The organism is Trichococcus sp. (genome assembly GCF_049589555.1).
In the GTDB taxonomy this organism is placed as follows: Bacteria; Bacillota; Bacilli; order Lactobacillales; family Aerococcaceae; genus Trichococcus.
The window spans coordinates 1-2,377 of the sequence record NZ_JBAWAZ010000340.1 but is presented as its reverse complement, the minus strand read 5'-3'; the positions used below and the strand labels follow the sequence as shown (position 1 = coordinate 2,377).

Annotated in this window: 3 protein-coding genes; 2 read left to right on the top strand and 1 reads right to left on the bottom strand. The window is 45.4% G+C overall.

What is annotated here, in order from left to right:
* Positions 1-895 (bottom strand): hypothetical protein (locus WBV27_RS11735; protein WP_424202278.1); only part of this gene is annotated, 895 nt, incomplete at its 3' end.
* A gap of 246 nt (positions 896-1,141) precedes the next feature.
* On the opposite strand from WBV27_RS11735, the gene WBV27_RS11730 reads away from it, so the two are divergent.
* Together WBV27_RS11730 and WBV27_RS11725 are read left to right on the top strand one after the other, a co-directional pair.
* The gene (locus tag WBV27_RS11730) at positions 1,142-1,726 is read left to right on the top strand and encodes a redoxin domain-containing protein (protein WP_424202276.1); all 585 of its coding nucleotides are present in this window, start codon (positions 1,142-1,144) and stop codon (positions 1,724-1,726) included.
* Between the two features lie 172 nt (positions 1,727-1,898).
* Entirely contained in the window at positions 1,899-2,282 is a 384-nt protein-coding gene (locus WBV27_RS11725; protein ID WP_424202274.1) for a hypothetical protein, read from the top strand.
* The last annotated feature ends 95 nt before the right edge of the window (positions 2,283-2,377 follow it).

The window sequence follows — 2,377 nt, the reverse complement described above, 5'->3', positions numbered from 1 at the left end:
CGATTAGAACAGCTATCCATGGGGAACGCGTCACTTCCATGATGCGATCTGCGGAATCCCGGAAAGCATCGCTGAAAAATTCTTCGTCCGTTTTATTGTCATCATAGTAATAGGAATCGATGTAATCAAGCAGGACATCGCCGGCCTCGGTATCGATTACAGTGGCAGCCTGCGTGCCGACTACATAATAATCCATGTACATGCTGGACTGATATTCGAAGAATACCAACAGCAGATGGGCCTCGTCCACAAAAAGTTCGTCATATTTTTCGTTTGCGAAGCTTTCCAAATCCTCCATCGAAGGATTCGTCGATCCGTTGATGTCAGCTGTCAAGTATAGATAGGGTTGCACGCCGGTCTGCTCATAAAAATGCTTCATTCCCGATGTCAATTCAGAACGGTTTCCAATCCAACCGAGCGTGTCTGTGTAATAATCCGTTTCCGTAACGGAACCATCCGGAAGGGGCTCCCGTTCCACTGTAGATAGGGTGATTTCATTGTCTCCGCCAGACCCGGAAAGAGAAGATCCTGAATTGAAGGAGAAAATCAAACCGAAAACAATAGCCAGAATGATCACAACCAATGCGATCGTACCGCAACCTAAACCGCAGCCCGGAGCACCTCTAGGACCTCCACCAGAATAATTGGGACCACCGGAAGATGGCCCTCTGATAATGGGGCCGCTCCGGAAAATCGGACCACTTGAGCCTGAAGAACGGGGGATATTAAACCCGCCGCCTCCAAAAGATCCGCCACCTCGACCGCTTTTGCCGCTGCCGAAGGAACCTCCGCCAAAAGAACTGCCGCGACCACCGCTGCTGCGGCCACCGCCACCACGACTCCCGCCGAAAGAACCACCACCTCCCCGTGATCCGCCACCGCCTCCTCTTGCCATACATACACCTCCTTGAGTACTTGTTTTCCTCATCAAAGTCAATCTATCACAGTGCGTAAGCGCTGTCAATTTAAAGCCATTGGATAAATATGACAACACTTACAACCCTCAGAAAAAAACATGTCAGATTTTCTGACGGATAATGTAACAATACCATCGACAAAATCAGAAAGAAACGGTAAGATATTCTTACATAGAGTCAACAAATTGTGTTAATTGAACGCTAACTGCAGCAGAAACAACCTGTTGCGGGAAAATACGGAAGGGGTGGGCCAAGTGAAGTTGACCGAAGGAACAGAAATAGACGATTTTTTATTTTTGACGAAGAATGGGAATTGTGAAAGTTTCCGATCTCAGCTGAAACGCGATTTCACTGCGGTGATTTTCCTGAGACATCTGGGGTGCGGCATGAGTCAGCTGGATATGCTGAAATACCGCGATGCCTATCAATTCCTCAAAGACCAGGGGATCGAAATCATGATGGTGATACAAGGGACAGAAGCTGCTGTTGCCGAAAGAACGACGAAAATGAAAATCCCATATACCGTCATAGCGGATCCAGAGCAATCCTTGTATGAACACTTTGATATCCCTTCATCTGACTCCATGCGCGATCTTGTTTACGGTGTTTCCGAAGAAAAACTGCTGGAATTTGAATACTACGGGATCGAATGTCAACGTTTTGAGGGGAACGAACTGCAACTGCAGGCGACAATCGTTGTCGATAGAAGAGGGCAAGTTGTTTTGAGCCATTACTCCGAAAACATAAGCGACGTGCCATCTCCATCAGAATTGTACCAAATGCTGCAGGCTGCGCCTGTAAGAAGCTGAAAATAAAAAACAGAAGCGAATGCATCCATTTTCCGACAGAAGGAAAGGGCGCATCCGCTTTTTTGTTGCCTATTCTACAAATGGTATCATTCGTCCAATCAGCTCCCGTGGTGGTAAAATATAGATGTAAACGACATTCGAAACCTGTTTGGAGCGAGGAGTGAATGGTACTATGAAAAACGTAACAGTCAACAGATTGAAATTGGAGCAGTTTTTGCTGGTTCTGAAAGAAAGGGTGACTCCGGAGTACAAGAGTCAAACGGAACAAGATATCCTGACCTTCATGGAAGAAATCTTGACAGAGCAAAGAAAAAATGTGAATTATGATGATTTGATCAGGAAGGTTCAGTCCTATTCAGGTTGTAATCGAGCTTATCTGGAATCTGAGCTCGACATCCGTATGAACAAATTTACCCATGGTTCTTTAGCCGAGCTGGTCGTTAACAGCGTGGATACTGATGATTTTCTCACATTATTGGAAATCGAAAATCCTGTTGCTTCAGATCTGGAATTTCTTGAGGAAGTCAAAGAAAAGCTTTTTGAATATTTCGACTAACAACTATAATTGCTTGATCTGGCTTATCAGTGATTCGGGCGGGATTTAATCCCGTCCGAATCACTGATAACCCTATTTTTATTTCAGAACTATAC

Excerpts from the sequence above, each read along its gene's own strand:
- WBV27_RS11725 (WP_424202274.1), top strand. The coding sequence starts at position 1,899 with ATGAAAAACGTAACAGTCAACAGATTGAAATTGGAGCAGTTTTTGCTG.